This is a genomic window from Gordonia sp. 34D, assembly GCF_056682775.1.
Window position 1 is genome coordinate 366,499 of sequence record NZ_CM155293.1, and the last position, 16,361, is coordinate 382,859.

Consider the following 16,361-nt stretch of genomic DNA (forward strand, 5'->3'; position numbering starts at 1 on the left):
ACTCAACCGCCATGTCACAGGCCGAACGCAAACCCCGCCGCATTGGCGTGATGGGCGGCACCTTCGATCCAATCCACAATGGGCACCTCGTGGCCGGTAGTGAGGTGCTGCACCGCTTCAATCTCGACGAAGTGATCTTTGTGCCAACGGGTCGCCCGTGGCAGAAGGAGGGCGATCACGCTCCCGACCCCCACCGCCAGGTTAGTGCCGCCGAGCACCGGTATTTGATGACGGTCATCGCGACGGCCTCGAACCCGCAGTTCACGGTCAGTCGCGTGGACGTGGACCGCGAGGGCGTCACCTATACCGTCGATACGCTCCGCGATCTGCGACGCACGTATCCCGACGATGATCTCTACTTCATCACGGGCGCGGACGCGCTAGAAACGATCCTTTCCTGGCATGATTGGGAAGACCTGTTTGAACTCGCGAACTTTATCGGGGTGTCACGGCCCGGATACGAACTGAATGCCACGCATCTAACTGAGCATCTGGCTACTAAGCCTGCCGATGCCCTGCAGATGCTGGAGATCCCCGCGCTGGCGATCTCCTCAACCGATTGCCGTGTGCGCTCCGCTGCCGGCCGCCCCGTCTGGTACCTGGTGCCCGATGGCGTCGTCCAGTACATCGCCAAACACGGTTTGTACCGAAAGGAACCAGCGTGACTGCTGCACCCGAAGCCCGCGAAATGGTGGCGATTGCCGCACTTGCCGCAGCTGAGAAAGGTGCCACCGACATTGTCGCCCTCGACGTGTCCGACACCCTCGTCATCACCGATGCTTTCTTCATCGCCTCTGCCGACAACGAACGCCAAGTGAACTCGATCATCGAAGAAATCGAGGACAAGCTCCGGGAGTCGGGGCATAAGGCGCTGCGACGTGAAGGCACCCGCGAGGGTCGCTGGGCCCTGCTCGACTACGGCGACCTGGTCGTGCACGTTCAACACGACGACGAACGCGACTTTTACGGCCTCGAACGGCTGTGGAAAGACTGCCCAGCGATGGAGATCGAGGGCATCGAGGCACCGTCGCGTGACCGTGCCAACGAGGTCGATCCGGACCTCGCTGGCTCAGGCGAATGATCCCTGAACCCGACGCCGGTGACACCAGCGTCGAACGGTTGACGCCGGTCGTTCGCCGACTCATTTTGATGAGACACGGCGAGACCGAATACAACGCTGGTCGGCGCATGCAAGGACAACTCGACACGGACCTGTCGGCCGTCGGCGTCCAGCAGGCGCAGGTGGCGGGTCGTGCCCTCGCGACGCGTGGCCCGCGGATCATCCGGTCGTCGGACTTGCGGCGCGCACACGACACGGCGCTCGCTTTGGCGTCGTTTACCGGCCAGGACGTAGTCACGGATCCGCGACTGCGTGAAACGCACCTCGGGGAGTGGCAGGGGCGCACGCACACCGAGGTCGACGCAATTGATCCCGGTGCCCGCCGCAACTGGCGCGACGATGCTCACTGGGCCCCACCCGGCGGTGAATCCCGCGTGCAGGTGGCGGCACGGTCGGTGCCCGTGGTGCACGAACTCGTCGAGCAGATCAGCGATTGGGGCCAAGGGGAGAATGCCGAAGCGCCGGTAATTCTGGTAGCGCATGGCGGCGTGATCGCCGCGCTGACCGCAGGCTTGCTGGCGTTGCCGGTCGCGAATTGGCCGATCTTCGGGGGACTAGCCAACACGAGTTGGGTCCAACTATCTGGTCATGCACTTCCCGGTGAGGCGCCCGTGTGGCGTCTGGACGTGTGGAATGCGTCGGCCGAATCCGCAGAGAGCACGGTGCAGTAGCAGCGATGGGTTCGATTATGGTGCTGGGAGACTCGCTCTCCTATTACGGCAACAAGGGTGGCCTCTCCGCCGATGACCCGCAGATTTGGCCGAATCTGGTCGGCGCGGAATCGGGTCGCGACGTGGAACTATTTGCGCGCATCGGCTGGACCAGCCGCGATGTCTGGTGGGCCATCACTCAGGATCCCCGGATCTGGGCGGCCCTCCCCAAAGCTGACTTGCTGATTCTGGCATTCGGCGGCATGGACTCGCTGCCGTCACCGCTACCGACCGCGCTGCGTGAGCAAATCCGATACGTCCGTCCAGAAAAGCTGCGGCAGGTAGTGCGCGGTGCGTACAGCTGGCTGCAGCCGCGACTGTCGCCGATTGGCTGGCCGATGGCGATCCCGCCGTCGGAGACGATCTACTACTACGAGAAGATCCGTGCCGCGCTGCAGCATTTGCGCCCCGACCTGCCGATCATCGTGTGCCTCCCGCCCACCCACGACAGCCCGTACTACGGCAACGTGCACCCCGGGCGCATCCCGACCACGGTCGCGATTAGTCAGTGGGCTACCGAGCACGACCTTCCGACCGTTGATTTTTACCCGGTCACCGCCGAGGACTTCGCCAACGACGACGTCGAAATGAATCCCGACGGTATCCACTGGGGACTGGACACCCACGTCCGGATCGCTGAGGTCCTTGCGCCCGCGGTGAAGCAGGCGGTCGGTTAGCGGCAGGCCGGTGGTTAAGGGCAGGCGGGCGGTTAACTAACCGACACCGAATCGGTTCCGCAGGCTCGACCGGCTACCGTATAGAGGTGCCTGTTGTTGTCGTCACCGATTCTTCCTCGCGGTTGCCAGCGTCACTCCTTGACGAGCACTCGATCCTGCAGGTTCCGCTGTATCTGCGGACCGAGGATGGCGCCGAATATGCCGAAGGCGGGCCTGACGTGCCCGAGAACATCATCAGCATGCCGAAGGTCACGACGTCCGGTGCCAACCTTGCCGACCTCACCGAGGCCTACAAGCGGGCGTGGGAGGCCAGCGACGGTGACGGCGTTGTTGCCGTTCACATGTCTCGGCGACTGTCGGGCACCTGGGGTGCGGCGCGCATGGTCGCCGACGACATGGACGGCAAAGTCCGCGTGGTCGACTCGCGGTCGGTCGGGATCTCTGTCGGGTTGACGACACTCGCTGCGGCGCAGGCCGCCGAAGGTGGTGCCAGCCGCGATGCCGCGTACGAGGCAGCGGTGCGCGCGGCGGCGACCGCCGAGTCGATGCTTTGCGTCCAAGCTCTGGACCACCTCCGTGCGAGCGGCCGTATCAGCACTGCGAGCCATCTGCTCGGCTCGGCATTGTCGATTAAGCCGATCCTGCATATGTCCGACGGTCTCCTCGCCCTCCGAGAACGGCACCGCACGTCGACCAAGGCGATCGCCAAGATGCTCGACGCCGCCGTGGAACTTGCTGGCGACGACGCTGTGACTGTCGGAATTCAACATTGCCAAAACCCCGAACTCGCGGCGGAAGTCCTTGAGCGGGCGAGCGAGCGCATCGAGAAGATCACGTCGAGCATCGTCGTCGATTTGGGCGCAGTCCTCGGCACGCACGTGGGGCCGGGTGCCGTGGGAATTACGCTCGGGTACGGACTGACACCGATCAACTGAGAGTTCGCCGGCCCCCGCAGCGCTTATCGAGGTGTATTGCTGAAGAGTCGCTTTTGCTGGCGGGTAGGGCGGGCCATGCGGATGACGATCTGATTGTGACCGTTGAAGCTGGCTGTGGCACCAATCAACGCACGGAGTCCAACGCCGGGTACTCGGGCAGATCAATCCCGTCGGCTTTCGCGAATTGTGCGGCCAACAGTGGCCGCAGTGGCCAGTGATTCATCAGGGTGTAGGTGAATCGGCCCAGGATCACGGCGAGACGACTCTTCGGCGCATAACCGCCAGCGCCGCCGGGCGGCAATTGCTGCGCATTCGCAGCGAAGGGGCGCATCACTGCTTGGTAGCGGGCGAGTGCGGTTGAGATGTCGTCGGACCTGCTGAGCTCACCGGCCAGAATGTACGCGCCCACCAAGGCGAGCGTGGTACCGAGACCGGTGAGTGGTGTCGGGCAGTAGCCGCTGTCTCCCACGAGGGCAACGCGCTTCGTGACAAATTCCTCCATGTGGACTTGCGCGAGGTCGGCATACGCCCAATCCGGCGCGTCGTGCATCTGCTCGAGGAGTGACGGTGTTACCCACCCGGTCCCGTCGAATGCGGATTCCAGCATGGCCCACTGGCTCTCGCGATCCCGGAGTGGAACGGTGTCGGTGCCGCGCACTGCCAGCGACGCCTTCACCGTGGTGCCGGTGCTGTCGGGGCGTAGCGACACGGCCCGCCCGCCGGGCGCAGTGTGGAGCAAGTACCAGCCATCAAGGTCTTGATCGACGGTCGCGGTGAACCACGCGTAGCGCAGTCCTATTGGGTGGAGGTGCCTGGTGTCGGGTCCGAACACGGCGCGCCGAACTGCGGAGCTGAGTCCGTCTGCGCCAATCACCATGTCAAAACGACGATCGGTGGCCTTCTCGAACGACACCGTCACGCCATCGTCATCCTCGCTGACTGCGGTCACGGTGTCGTCCCAGTGGAACTCCACCGAGGTAGGGAGTGCGTCAACAATGATTTCGGCGAGGTCGCCGCGGAGAATCTCGTGGGTCGAGACGATGCCGTTGCCGTCGAAGGCTTCGACCGGAAGCGCACTCCGGCGTCGGCCCTTTGCGTCGACAGTCGCGATGCCGTGCTGATGAAGCAGTCGGGCATCGGTTTGATCGCGTAGGCCCATCCGTTCGACGACCGTGCGGCCCGCACCCCGCAAATCGACGGTCTGACCTCCCGGCCGTAAGGCTGGTGCGCGTTCGACGATCGTGACGTGGTGCCCCTGCTGAGCGAGCAGAAGGGCGGTTGCGGGGCCGGCGATTGATGCGCCGCTGATGAGTACGTTGAGTTTCTTCATGCCGTGAAACTACGCCGTACGAAGTGCACTTCGATACGGTGTTGACAAGGTATTTCACCGAAAGTGCACTAGAGCACCCGTCGAAGGGATTCCCGTGGGCCGCGCGGAACAGATTGCCGAAGTACTTCGCATGCGGATCATGACGGGGCAACTGCACCCCGGCGACCCGGTCCCATCCACGCGCGCCATCATGCGCGACCACAACGTCGCCATGGCCACCGCCAGTCGCGTGCTGTCGTTGCTGCAAGCCGACGGTCTGGTCGAATCGAAACGGGGGCGCGGCAGCGTGGTACGGCCACCCGGTGGTGAGGATCCCGCGGTCCTGACGGCCGCGGGCGTCGTCCGAGTAGCGATCGGTATCGCCGATGCGGAATCGCTGTCGGCGCTGTCGATGCGTCGTTTGGCCGCCGCCCTCGAGATTCCGACGATGTCCGTGTACCGCTATGTTCCCAGCCGTGACGAACTCGAGTTCGCGATGATGGACGCGGTGATGGGGGAGATCGAACTTCCAGTCCGGTCCGGCAACTGGCGTACGGACCTCGAAGCCGCCGCACGTGCCTTGCGCTCAGCGATGGTGAAGCACCCGTGGCTTGCGGGCGCGCTGTCGTTGACGCGTCCCGCGTTGATGCCGAATGCGGTGCCGCTGACCGAGTCGATGCTGGAAAGCCTTCGCATCGCGGGCCTGGGGCCGGTACAGGCCTTCACCGATTACCTGTGCCTGCTGAATCTGATTAGGGGACTGGGGCTTTCGGCGGAACCCGAACTCGCCGACCAAGCCGAGACCGGGCTCACCAACGATGAATGGATGGACACCCAGATCGCCGACCTGCGCCGAATGGCGCCGTCTGCCGATTTTCCCAACATCAGTGCAATCATTAACTTCGGCTACCCGTACAACCAAGATGTTCTCTTTGAGACCGGTCTGCGGCGGTTTCTCGATGGGCTGAGTGCGGACTTGGCGAGTACGTCGCCCAACTAGTGGCGTTTCTGTGGACAACCGGAAATCGTTCCACAGATTCCCATAAGGCCAGGTCATGGGCCGCCCGCTATCGGAAGATTCGCCTAGCCTTCGGCCATGGGGAACAAGCAGCGGGTGGGCCGCAACCGCAGAAGTGGGCCCGATCCTTTGGCGCGACTGGCACCGCCGGCCGCCCCGCCAGTCGAATCACCGTGGGGCGTGACGGGAATGCCAAACTGGCTCGACACCCCGCCGGGAAGGCAGGCGTGGGCCGAGCACGAGCAGTTCGAGTGCCTCGACGACGCCGAGCAAAGCGGGACGGAAGACTCGCAAGGCGACGGCTGGCACGACGGTGGTGACGATTGGCCAGGGAGCGACGACCATCTCGAAGCGTCTGGGGTCGCACATCATCGTCGTGCCGGGCTGGATTCCCTCGGCGACGGTGACGACGAAGACGACTGGGAGGAGGAATGGACGCCACCAAAGAACCGGCTCACCATGCTCCCACCCGCGGCCATCGGCCTGATCATTGTCGGGCTCATCGCCTGCGGGATCGCGGGGTTCTCGCTGCTGAAAGGCAATGAGCCGGTCGCGCCACTGGTCGCTTTTGAATCGAGTGCGGGGCCACGCGAACCATCGAATCCCCCGAAGTCGGTGCCAGCGGCGAGTACTGCGCCGGACGGCCAGATGGTGGTGAGTGTAGTGGGCATGGTGAAACACCCCGGCCTGGTACGACTGCCGCCGTCGGCACGGGTCGCCGACGCGATTGATCGGGCCGGTGGCGCACGCCCCGGAGCGGACCTCTTGAGCCTCAATATGGCGCAGATGCTGCGCGACGGCGAGCAAATTCTCGTCGGCAAAGCTGGCGACGGGTTGGTGAAGAGCGCGGTGGTCGGAACGAGCGGCGCACCAACCGACCCCGGTCAAACCCCCGCTGGAGGGAGCGTGCCTGCGCAGGGGACGGACCTGGTCGACCTCAACTCCGCGACCGCCGAACAACTCGACGCGCTCCCCGGGGTCGGTCCGGTTACCGCGGCCGCAATCCTCGCCTGGCGCGACACCAACGGACGGTTCTCCTCAGTTGAGCAACTCGCGGAAATCGAAGGGATCGGCCCGGCGCGCCTAGCGAAACTGACGCCGCTCGTCACCGTCGGATGAACACCTCCGACCTTCGCCTCGCGCTGCCTGCTGCGGGCTGCTGGGCAGCGTCCGCCGCCGCTCTGGCTGCGCCAATCGCCGTCAATGTTGCGCTGGCAGGTGTGCTGGCGGTTGTCGGATGTGCGGTCGCGGCGTGGGGGTGGCGAGAGTCTGAGTCGAAACGCGAATGGGCTGTCACCATCGCCGCCGCGTGCGGAGTGACGGCGGCGTCTGCCGTGGCGGTGACACTGCGGATCGTGGCCGTCGACGCCGCGCCGATCCGTGCGGCGGAAGGCAAACCGGTCGTGGAGCTGGAAGTGACGGGCGACCCAAAGTATCTGCCGCACAGTCAGATGCTTCTGCCAGTCAAGATTCGGACCTTAAGTGGACGCAACCAACGGCCGGTCGCAGCGCAACTGGCGGCGACGGCCGGACCGGTGGATCCCCTGCCCGGTGAACGGTATCGGGTTCGGGTCCGTGCACGACCGCCAAAACCCGGACCGTCGAACCGGTTGAGCGCGGCCAGGCTCAGCGCTGTGGGGGAGCTGCGCCTGGTTCGTGGCCCACCTTGGTGGCAGTCGGTGGCCGGTCGGGTGCGCGAGCGACTCCGCGACATTTCCGCGTTGAGCCTCCCCGAACGGGCTGCCGGGCTGCTTCCCGGACTGGTCCTCGGCGATACCAGCGGCCTCGATCAGGAGACGTCCGATAACTTTCGTGCTGCCGGACTATCTCATTTGATTGCTGTCTCCGGGAGCAATTTCGCGCTCGTGTGCGGTGCCGTCATTCTGGGGATCCGGATGACGGGTGCTTCGGCGAAGACGGTGGTCGTGCTGGGGGCATTCACCATCGTCGGCTTCGTTATTCTGGTTCGCCCAACCGACAGTGTGCTGCGTGCGGCGGTGATGGGGTCCGTTGGCTTGGCCGCCGGACTCGGTTCACGGCGGGCGCAAGCGTTGCCCGCGTTGGGGACTGCGGTGATCATCGTCGTACTGCTGTGGCCACAGATGGCGCTGTCACCCGGGTTTGCCCTCTCCGTCGCGGCGACGCTGGGCCTGGTTCTGTGGGCGGTCCCGATCCGCCGGGCCCTGGTTCGACGCGGACTACCGGAGTGGCTGGCAACCCTCGCAGCGATGACGCTGGCCGCGCAGATCCTCACGACGCCGCTGCTGGTCCTGATCACCGACACGGTAAACGTGCTTGCGGTGCCAGCGAATCTGCTGGCGGTGCCGGTTGTTGGGATGGCCGGCCTGCTCGGTACCGCAGCAGCCGTGATTGGGGCGCTCGGACCGCGCTACGGCCCCGGTGGGGTTCTCGCCGAATTTCTGATTCGGGCAGCCGGCCCACCGACGCGTTGGCTCATCGTCGTCGCGGACTGGCTCGGCGCACCCGGCTGGGCCAGCATCACCATCCCGGCGTGGTTTGGATTCGTCCTAATTCTCGTGACCGGTGCCTGCTGGGGTATTTGGCATGTGCGTCGCGTGGCGGGCGACGACCGCCGTGTCGTACCCGTCTGGCACCATGGCAAGGGTGAATGATCGGCTGTTCTTGCTGCTCGGCGACGATGACTTCCTGACTGGACGAGTTATCTCGCAGGTGACGGCTGAACGCAGCCGCGACGCCGGGACCGACGTTCCCGTCACTCGGGTCCGCGCTGGCGAAATGACCGTTCCCGAAATGGCTGAACTGCTGAGTCCGTCGCTGTTCGCCGAAGAGCGAATCGTCGTGATTTCGGCTGCCGCAGAAGCTGGCAAAGAACCGGCGGCGCTGGTAACAGCCACGGCGAAGTCGATCCCCGAGGGCATCACGCTGATGGTGATCCACACCGGGGGCGGCCGCCAAAAGTCGATGGTGGGAGAGCTGAAGAAGGCCGGGGCGCAAGAGTTCAACTGCGCCGCACCCAAATGGCCCAACGAACGCGCCGACTTTGTCCGCGCCGAATTCAAACTCCTTGGTGCCCGCGTGAACGGTGAAGTGGTCGACCTCGTCACCGATATGGTCGGCTCCGACCTTCGGGAACTGTCTGCCGCCTGTCATCAACTCGTCGCCGACACCGGTAACAAAGTCACCGCCGACGCCGTGCGACTCTACTACACGGGACGGCCCGAGGTGACCGGCTTCGAAGTCGCCGACAAGGCTGTCACCGGCGATCTCGCCGGTGCCCTCGAATCGCTCGCCTGGGCCCAACACCACGGGACGGCGCGTGTCCTGCTGGCCGACGCCCTGGCCGAAGCCGTGCACTCGATCGCGCGCGTCCGCTCGATGGGCGGCGACAAGTACTCCCTCGCCTCCGAACTCGGCATGTCGCCGGGTCGCGTTGGAAAAGTCCAAACGCAGGCTCGCGCCTGGGACTCGCAGTCCATCGGCGAGGCACTGCTCGTCGTCGCACAACTCAATGGCGACGTGAAAGGTCAGGCCGCCGACGCCGACTACGCCCTCGAGCACGCCGTGTCGACCGTCGCCCAACTACGCCCCCGCCGACGGTAAACCCCAGGTCCCCACCCACCCACCCACCCACGCGTCACCTCCCCAATCCGTTCTCGCATGATGCGTCGATTCCCGCACTATGTCTGACATAGTGCGGGAATCGACGCATCATGCGAGAACGGCGGGCGCGGGGGCGCGGGAAATGTGCGGCGGCGGCGGAAGACGACAAACACCTCGATGACTTCGTGGCCCGTCATCGAGGTGTTTGCAGAAGAACTATGTGATTGTGCGCTCACCGTTGGGGAGCGCGGTGCGGCCGGGGCCGCGGAAGCATCAGAGCTTGTTGACCGCGAGAGCCATAGCCGACTTCTTGTTGGCAGCCTGGTTCTTGTGGATGATGCCCTTCGAGGCAGCCTTGTCGAGCTGGCGCGCGGTGACGTCCAGGAGGGCTGCGGCCTCGGCCTTGTTGCCGGTAGCGACAGTCTCGCGGAAGTGACGCAGTGCCGTACGCAGGGTCGACTTAGCCGACTGGTTGCGCAGACGAGCCTTCTCGTTGGTCTTGTTCCGCTTGATCTGAGACTTGATATTAGCCACGCGATGTCCTCTTCTGACGTCCGTTGCGGCCCGGGGGCCGAATGTTCTGTGTACCTATCAACAATGGAGCGGTCGGGTTATCGGCCAGCGTCCATTGCAACAGCGTTCGACGATACCAGCGCAGACAGAAGCACCAAAATCGTCGGCAACCGCCACCATCGTCAACCCTATCAACTGCCGGCCGCCGGATGCGCGCCGCGTGCGGCGACGGACACCCGACAACACTAGGGTGGATTCACTATGTCTGTCGTATATGTCCACGTAGGGCTCCCCAAAACTGGAACCACGCACCTGCAAGACCGGCTCTGGCGCAACCGCGACCTAGCCCTGACGCACGCTGGCCTCCTCTACCCGGGCAACCGGATCGACGATCACTTTCACGCCGCCGCGCACCTGCAACCCGAGCGGTACCTCGACTGGGCCGACCCCGCTCACGCCGACGTGTGGCCAGCCATGCTCGCGCAGATGAAAGCGTGGCCGAAGGCATCACTGGTCTCCCACGAATTGTTCGCCAACGCCGGCCCCGCGCACATTCGCAAACTAGTCGACGACCTGGATTTCGCCGACGAAGTTCACGTTGTCCTCACCGTCCGCGATCTGGCTCGCCAGGTCCCGTCGGTGTGGCAGGAAAACGTGAAGAACCAGCGTCGCGCGACGCTGCCAGAGTTCGTCGACGCCATCGCCGCCGACGCTGCAGGTACGGGAACGGGCACCGAGCCATTCTGGGAGTTCCAGGACTACGAACGGATCGTCGCCGACTGGTCGGCTGTGGTCGGTGCCGAACGCGTCCACATTGTCACCGTGCCTGCACCGGGAACTGCCAGTGAAGGCGATGGCCTGTGGGAACGCTTTGTTCGGGTACTCGGCGTAAATCCGGCCGACGTCACTGCGCAGGTACCCAGTTCCAACAAGTCCCTCTCTGCCGGGCAGACGGAACTGCTGCGTCGCCTCAACGACAGGCTCCAGCCCACCGACATCGAATGGCACCGCTATGAGGGCCTCGTGAAGGGCGTCCTGATCGGTGAATATCTCTTCGAAACGCGCGAGGGGAGTCCTGAAGCGCTGACCGGCGAGCAACTCGCCTGGACGGCCGAGAAGTCCGCACAAATGGTGGCGACCCTCGTCGATGGGGGGTACCCGGTCTCCGGCACGCTCGACGACCTCCGCGTCGCCGCGACCGGTACTGGCGCCGCGCCAACACCGGTGACGTCCGACGACGCGCTCGACGCGGCCCTCGACGCGATCGCGCTGTGGGCCAAAACCGCACCGGTCCCGATCCACCGGCCGGCTCTCAAAACGCGGGTGGCCAACGTTGTGAGGCGAGTCCGCAGGCGGCTGACCCGCTAGCTCCAGCCGAAGCGGGTACGCAACTGGTCCGCGACTTCGTCGAACCTGGTTTTGTCGCAGACTGCGCCTTCGCGGCGGATGCCGTTCTCCTCGATGTGCAGGACGCGGTCGAGTCGCACCCAACTGTCGCGGCGCTCCGAGTCCCAGCTGCCGGTACCGATGGGACACCAGTCGGGGTCGTCGCGGTGGTAGTCCTGGCTCGACAGCATCAGCCCCAGGATGTGATCGGAGCCGTCGCGACCCACCACCAGCGCCGGTCGATCCTTGCCCTGGGTCTCGTCTTCCTCAAACGGCACCCACGTCCACACGATTTCACCGGGGTCGGCGGCGCCGTCGAGATCGGGGGCGTAGACGATCGATCGGGCGTACTCGCCGGTGGGCCGACCCGGCTGCTTCGGTTTCTGGGGTTTCGGGGTCACGCGGTCTCCTTCGGGTCACACGGCTTGGTTCGGGTCACACGGTCTGGTTCGGTGGCTGGTCAGCGATTGTCGGCAGCAGCCAGTCGACTACGGCATCGGCGGTGAGATCGCCGACGCCACTGCGGTCGGGTTTCAAGCTGTGATCTGCCCTGTCGATTTCCAGCAGGCGAACTGGGCCGCCGAATAGTTCGACGGCATCGGTGAACTCGGCGGATGTCCCAAAGGCGTCGCTGCGCCCGTGCACGATCAACGTGGGGATCGTGATGTCGGGGAGGTGCTCGGTGCGGGCCCGTTCAGGTTTGCCTGGCGGATGCAGCGGATATGACGTCAGCAACAATCCGTCGACGCCGTCGGTACCCTCAGCGACGACCATTGACGCCTGCCTGCCCCCATACGAGTGCCCACCAATGATGAGGGGCCCGTCGACGAGCGGTGCGAGGGCATTAATCGCGGCGCGGATGCCGTCGCGGTCGCGGGCGGCCTTCGACGGTGATGGCGGTCCTTTGGGGCGGTCTTGCCGGTAGGGGAGGTCGATCCGCGCCACGGCCACTCCGCGCGCGAGGAGAACGTCAGACATTGTGCGCAGGATGACGGCGTCGCGGTTGCTGCCTGCCCCGTGCGCCAAAATCACCAGTGCGATCGCGTCGTCGGGGCGTGCCAGGTCGGCGGCGACGAGGTCGGTTTCGATGGTCGATCGGTCGATGCTCATGTCACATCCGAGCCTATCGCCCGAGCGGCAAGGTGAAGCGGAGGCGGTAGTCGTGCGAAACTGGAGGATGATCTGTACCGGGCCCGACCCGGGGCCCGCCGCGCAAGGAGTGAGTGAGATTCCCAGCTTCGCCGACAAGACGTTCACCGATCCCTCGAGGATCCGTAACTTCTGCATCATCGCTCACATCGACCACGGTAAATCCACCCTGGCCGACCGGATGCTGCAGTTGACGGGCGTCGTCGAAGACCGCCAGATGCGCGCACAGTACCTCGACCGCATGGACATTGAGCGCGAGCGAGGCATCACCATTAAGGCGCAGAACGTGCGTTTGCCGTGGAAGGTCGGCGACGACGAGTTCGTGCTGCACCTGATCGATACACCCGGCCACGTCGACTTCACCTACGAGGTCTCGCGCGCCCTCGAAGCATGTGAAGGTGCCATCCTGCTGGTCGACGCCGCGCAGGGCATCGAGGCGCAGACGCTCGCCAACCTGTACTTGGCGATGGAGAACGACCTCACGATCATCCCGGTCCTCAACAAGATCGACCTGCCTGCTGCCGATCCGGACCGTTACGCGGCAGAGATCGCGCACATTGTGGGTGGCAAACCCGAAGATGTGCTCCGCGTTTCCGGTAAGACCGGCATGGGCGTGGCGGAGCTGCTTGACGAAGCTGTTCGCCTGATTCCGGCTCCGGTCGGTGATTCGGATGCTCCTGCGCGCGCCATGATTTTCGACTCCGTCTACGACACCTACCGCGGCGTCGTCACCTATGTGCGTGTGGTGGACGGCAAGCTGATGCCGCGCGAGAAGATCCAGATGATGTCGACCGGCACCACGCACGAACTCCTTGAAGTCGGCATCGTCTCACCCGAGCCCAAGGCCAGTGCCGGGCTCGGTGTTGGTGAGGTCGGCTACCTGATCACCGGTGTCAAGGACGTGCGACAGTCGAAGGTCGGTGACACCGTCACCACCGCCCGGAACGGTGCGGAACAACCGCTGCGCGGCTATCGTGAACCGCGCCCGATGGTGTACTCGGGTCTCTACCCGGTCGACGGCTCCGACTATCCGGTGCTGCGCGAAGCGCTCGACAAACTGCAGCTCAACGACGCCGCGCTGACGTACGAGCCGGAGACTTCCGTGGCCCTCGGCTTCGGTTTCCGCTGTGGCTTCCTCGGCCTGTTGCACATGGAAATCACGCGTGAGCGGCTTGAGCGCGAGTTCGACCTCAACCTGATTTCGACCGCCCCCAACGTGGTGTACCGGGTAGTGATGGACGACGGTAGCGAGCACATCGTCACCAACCCGTCCGACTGGCCGACCGGCAAGACCCGCGACATCTTCGAGCCGATGGTCCGCACCACGATCATCGCGCCGAGCGAGTTCATCGGCGCCATCATGGAGCTCTGCCAGACCCGACGCGGCGAACTCGGCGGCATGGACTACCTGTCGGAAACGCGGGTGGAACTCCGCTACACCATGCCGATGGCGGAGATTATTTTCGACTTCTTCGACGCTCTGAAGTCCCGCACCCGCGGTTACGCCAGCCTTGACTACGAAGAGTCCGGCGAGCAGGCAGCCGAGCTGGTCAAGGTCGACATCTTGCTGCAGGGCGAAGCCGTCGACGCCTTCAGCGCGATCGTCCACAAGGACGCCGCATACGCCTACGGCAACCGGATGGCCCTCAAGCTCAAAGAACTCATCCCGCGTCAGCAGTTCGAGGTGCCGATCCAGGCCGCCATCGGTTCGCGCATCATTGCCCGCGAAAACATTCGCGCCATCCGCAAGGACGTGCTCGCGAAGTGCTACGGCGGCGACATCAGCCGTAAACGCAAGCTGATCGAGAAGCAGAAGGAAGGCAAGAAGCGCATGAAGACCATCGGTCGCGTGGAAGTGCCGCAGGATGCGTTCGTGGCGGCGCTGTCGACCGATGAGTTGGGCGACAAGGGGAAGAAGTAGCGTGAACCCGGTTTTGGCCGCGTCGGACCTGCCGTACGGGCTGCCCGACTTCAGCTCCATTAGCGACGACGATTTCCTCCCGGCCTACGACGTTGCCCTCGCCAATCACCTCTCCGAGGTCGACGCGATCGCGACGTCGACCGAACCGCCGAGCTTCGACAACACGCTCGGTGCCCTCGAAGCTGCTGGCCGCGACCTGGCGCGGGCCAACGGGATCTTCTTCAACCTTGAAGGCCCAGACAGCAACCCGGCACGCGCCAAGATCGCCCAGGTCCTCGCGGTCAAGCTCACCGAGCATGGCAACGCGATCGCCATGAACCAGCAGCTCTTTGCGCGGATCGCCAACCTCTACGACCACAGTGCGGACCTCGGCCTCAGCGTTGCCCAGACGCGGGTGTTGGAGCAGCGCTACCGCGACGCGGTGCGCGCCGGTGCGGCCCTCGATGAGGCCGGTCAGGCGCAGATGCGTGAGATTTCCGGGCGACTTGCCACCCTGACGACCGACTTCGGTCAGCACTTGCTCGACGACACCAACGCCTCGGCGGTCCACTTCGCCGATGCCGTCGAGCTGGACGGCTTGTCGTCGTCGGAGATTGCGGCCGCAGCCCGCGCTGCAACTGATGCTGGCCGCGACGGCTATCTGGTGGCTTTGGAACTGCCGACGAGCCAGTCGACGGTCGCTAAGCTCACCGATCCCATTGCGCGCCAACGAATCTTCGACGCTTCGACGACCCGTTGCGCCCGCGGCAACGAGTTCGACACCCGCGCCATGATCATCGAAATCGTGACCCTGCGGGCCCGCCGGGCCAACATCCTCGGGTACGACAGTCACGCCGAGTATGTGATCGCCGAGGAGACCGCACCAACCCCGGCCGCTGTCGCCGACCTGCTGGCCGAGCTCGGTGCCGCCGCCATGACGGCCGGTAAAGCCGAACTGGCCCGCCTCACCGAACGTGCCGGACATCCCCTCGCTGCGGCCGACGTCACGTTCTATCTCGCCGCCGACCAGAAGGCCCGTGCCGCCGAAGCCGACAGCCCCGTCGACATCGACGAGTTCGAAAACTTCTGCGAACTCGACACCGTTCTGCACGACGGTGTGTTCGCCGCGGCGGGCCGCCTGTACGGGCTGAGCTTCACCGAACGCGACGACCTGGCCGGCTACCACCCCGACGTGCGCGTTTGGGAAGTGTTCCGCAACGGCACCGGCATCGGCCTGTTCCTCGGCGACTTCTACGCCCGACCGTCCAAGCGTGGCGGGGCGTGGATGAACAACATCGTCGACCAGTCGAACCAACTTGGGACCGCACCGATCATCGTCAATGTTCTGAACCTGACGAAGCCGGAGCCGGGGGAACCATGCCTGCTGTCGCTGGACCAGCTCACCACGCTGTTCCACGAGTTTGGGCACGCGATCCACGGACTCCTGTCGAATGTCGAGTACGCCTCGCAGTCGGGCACGTCGGTCCCGCGTGACTTTGTCGAGTTCCCGTCGCAGGTCAACGAAATGTGGGCATTGCACCCCGACGTCGTCGATGGCTACGCCCGCCACCATGCGACCGGTGAACCCGCTACGCCAGAGTTGCTCGATGCGGTACGCGCTTCGGGTGGCACCGAGTCGGCACATTCGACCATCGAATACCTGGCTGCGGCCGCGCTCGACCTCGCTTGGCATCGTCTCGCTGAAGACGAAATCCCCAGTGACGTCTTGGAGTTCGAGGCGAAGGCACTCGCGGAAGCCGGATTAGCGTCGCCGCTGATTCCGCCCCGCTACCACAGCACCTACTTCAATCACGTTTTCGGCGGTGGCTATTCGTCGGCGTACTACTCGTACATCTGGTCGGAGATCCTCGACGCAGAGACCGAGCAGTGGTTCCTCGCCGGCGGCGGACTGCAACCGGAGCTGGGTGCGGCGTTCGCTGACGCGGTGCTCTCCCGAGGCGACAGCGTGGACCCAGTTGCCGCGCACGCCAACATGATTGGGCATCCGGCACGGATCGAACCGCTCCTCGTTCGACGTGGCCTCGCGTAGTGCAGGAGCGGC

General features: G+C 64.8%; 16 protein-coding genes. 12 read left to right on the top strand and 4 right to left on the bottom strand.

What is annotated here, in order from left to right:
- Nucleotides 1-11: 11 nt before the first annotated feature.
- The 5 genes from nadD (at nucleotide 12) to AC1L34_RS01810 (ending at nucleotide 3,442) form a co-directional block, all read left to right on the top strand.
- Nucleotides 12-665: a nicotinate-nucleotide adenylyltransferase gene (nadD, locus tag AC1L34_RS01790; RefSeq protein WP_424297109.1), complete on the top strand. Its 654-nt coding sequence runs from the start codon at nucleotides 12-14 to the stop codon at nucleotides 663-665.
- Nucleotides 662-1,081 carry a ribosome silencing factor gene (gene rsfS, locus AC1L34_RS01795; RefSeq protein ID WP_424297108.1) on the top strand — a complete coding sequence of 140 codons (420 nt, stop codon included), beginning with the start codon at nucleotides 662-664 and terminating at the stop codon, nucleotides 1,079-1,081. Before nadD ends, rsfS begins: the two co-directional genes overlap by 4 nt.
- Entirely contained in the window at nucleotides 1,078-1,791 is a 714-nt protein-coding gene (locus AC1L34_RS01800) for a histidine phosphatase family protein (RefSeq protein ID WP_424297106.1), read from the top strand. The genes rsfS and AC1L34_RS01800 overlap by 4 nt, the downstream gene beginning before the upstream one ends.
- 5 nt (nucleotides 1,792-1,796) lie before the next feature.
- On the top strand, nucleotides 1,797-2,507 hold the full coding sequence (octT, locus tag AC1L34_RS01805) for a diglucosylglycerate octanoyltransferase (RefSeq protein ID WP_424297104.1): 711 nt from the start codon (nucleotides 1,797-1,799) through the stop codon (nucleotides 2,505-2,507).
- 86 nt (nucleotides 2,508-2,593) lie between these two features.
- Nucleotides 2,594-3,442: a DegV family protein gene (locus tag AC1L34_RS01810; protein ID WP_424297102.1), complete on the top strand. Its 849-nt coding sequence runs from the start codon at nucleotides 2,594-2,596 to the stop codon at nucleotides 3,440-3,442.
- Between the two features lie 124 nt (nucleotides 3,443-3,566).
- On the opposite strand, the gene AC1L34_RS01815 is transcribed toward AC1L34_RS01810, so the two are convergent.
- Nucleotides 3,567-4,772, bottom strand: a complete 1,206-nt coding sequence (locus AC1L34_RS01815; RefSeq protein WP_424296811.1) for an FAD-dependent monooxygenase — start codon at nucleotides 4,770-4,772, stop codon at nucleotides 3,567-3,569.
- A 94-nt stretch (nucleotides 4,773-4,866) separates the two neighbouring features.
- Here AC1L34_RS01815 and AC1L34_RS01820 point away from each other — a divergent pair, with 94 nt between their 5' ends.
- The 4 genes from AC1L34_RS01820 (at nucleotide 4,867) to holA (ending at nucleotide 9,351) form a co-directional block, all read left to right on the top strand.
- Entirely contained in the window at nucleotides 4,867-5,751 is an 885-nt protein-coding gene (locus AC1L34_RS01820) for a TetR/AcrR family transcriptional regulator C-terminal domain-containing protein (RefSeq protein ID WP_424322680.1), read from the top strand.
- A gap of 96 nt (nucleotides 5,752-5,847) precedes the next feature.
- Nucleotides 5,848-6,888 (top strand): ComEA family DNA-binding protein, encoded by a 1,041-nt coding sequence (locus AC1L34_RS01825; protein ID WP_424322681.1) that lies wholly within the window; start codon nucleotides 5,848-5,850, stop codon nucleotides 6,886-6,888.
- Nucleotides 6,885-8,402 carry a ComEC/Rec2 family competence protein gene (locus AC1L34_RS01830; RefSeq protein WP_424322682.1) on the top strand — a complete coding sequence of 506 codons (1,518 nt, stop codon included), beginning with the start codon at nucleotides 6,885-6,887 and terminating at the stop codon, nucleotides 8,400-8,402. The genes AC1L34_RS01825 and AC1L34_RS01830 overlap by 4 nt, the downstream gene beginning before the upstream one ends.
- A complete protein-coding gene (holA, locus tag AC1L34_RS01835; protein ID WP_424296819.1) occupies nucleotides 8,395-9,351 on the top strand; it encodes a DNA polymerase III subunit delta in 957 nt (318 codons plus the stop codon). Before AC1L34_RS01830 ends, holA begins: the two co-directional genes overlap by 8 nt.
- A 273-nt stretch (nucleotides 9,352-9,624) precedes the next feature.
- Here holA and rpsT read toward each other — a convergent pair whose 3' ends face one another.
- Nucleotides 9,625-9,885 (bottom strand): 30S ribosomal protein S20, encoded by a 261-nt coding sequence (rpsT, locus tag AC1L34_RS01840; protein ID WP_424322384.1) that lies wholly within the window; start codon nucleotides 9,883-9,885, stop codon nucleotides 9,625-9,627.
- A gap of 240 nt (nucleotides 9,886-10,125) precedes the next feature.
- On the opposite strand from rpsT, the gene AC1L34_RS01845 reads away from it, so the two are divergent.
- Nucleotides 10,126-11,232: a sulfotransferase family protein gene (locus AC1L34_RS01845; RefSeq protein WP_424322383.1), complete on the top strand. Its 1,107-nt coding sequence runs from the start codon at nucleotides 10,126-10,128 to the stop codon at nucleotides 11,230-11,232.
- Here AC1L34_RS01845 and AC1L34_RS01850 read toward each other — a convergent pair.
- Together AC1L34_RS01850 and AC1L34_RS01855 are read right to left on the bottom strand one after the other, a co-directional pair.
- Complete coding sequence (locus tag AC1L34_RS01850; protein WP_424322382.1) at nucleotides 11,229-11,651, bottom strand: type II toxin-antitoxin system PemK/MazF family toxin; 423 nt, start codon at nucleotides 11,649-11,651, stop codon at nucleotides 11,229-11,231. The genes AC1L34_RS01845 and AC1L34_RS01850 overlap by 4 nt on opposite strands.
- A 34-nt stretch (nucleotides 11,652-11,685) precedes the next feature.
- Nucleotides 11,686-12,360 (bottom strand): alpha/beta hydrolase family protein, encoded by a 675-nt coding sequence (locus AC1L34_RS01855; protein ID WP_424322381.1) that lies wholly within the window; start codon nucleotides 12,358-12,360, stop codon nucleotides 11,686-11,688.
- 67 nt (nucleotides 12,361-12,427) lie between these two features.
- Between AC1L34_RS01855 and lepA the strand changes: the two genes are divergently transcribed.
- A complete protein-coding gene (lepA, locus tag AC1L34_RS01860) occupies nucleotides 12,428-14,320 on the top strand; it encodes a translation elongation factor 4 (protein WP_424294231.1) in 1,893 nt (630 codons plus the stop codon).
- A complete protein-coding gene (locus tag AC1L34_RS01865; RefSeq protein WP_480035070.1) occupies nucleotides 14,292-16,349 on the top strand; it encodes a M3 family metallopeptidase in 2,058 nt (685 codons plus the stop codon). The genes lepA and AC1L34_RS01865 overlap by 29 nt, the downstream gene beginning before the upstream one ends.
- The last annotated feature ends 12 nt before the right edge of the window (nucleotides 16,350-16,361 follow it).